Origin of the sequence: Flavobacterium sp., from assembly GCF_003525665.1 — a bacterium.
In the GTDB taxonomy this organism is placed as follows: domain Bacteria; phylum Bacteroidota; class Bacteroidia; order Flavobacteriales; family Flavobacteriaceae; genus Flavobacterium.
This window is the reverse complement of record NZ_DQDX01000133.1, coordinates 14,084-14,450: the sequence shown is the minus strand read 5'-3', so window position 1 is coordinate 14,450 and position 367 is coordinate 14,084. Positions and strand designations below refer to the sequence as shown.

Genomic DNA, 367 nt, shown 5'->3' with positions numbered 1-367 from the left:
CCAAATTCCAATTTTCTCTTTGCGAACTTTGCGAAAAACTTTGCGAACTTTGCAGTAAAATCTCAAACAAATGCAAATCCACAATAATTTCTCCTTAAAAAAATACAACACTTTTGGTATAGAAGCCAAAGCAAAACAATTTGTCGCAGTTCATTCTAACGATGAATTACAATCTATCCTAGAAAATCATGCTTCGGATAAAAAATTCATTCTTGGTGGCGGAAGCAATATGCTTTTGACGCAAGACATCGATGCTTTGGTAATTCATGTTAATTTGAAAGGAAAAAAAATCATTAAGGAAGACAACGATTTTGTTTGGGTTGAAAGTCAAGCAGGCGAAAATTGGCACGAATTTGTCCTTTGGACC

At 34.6% G+C, this 367-nt stretch carries 1 protein-coding gene; it reads left to right on the top strand.

The genetic code is table 11. The features are described from left to right. Positions 1–70 precede the first annotated feature (70 nt). On the top strand, positions 71–367 hold a 297-nt coding region (locus DIU01_RS09530), incomplete at its 3' end, for an FAD-binding protein (RefSeq protein WP_290833847.1).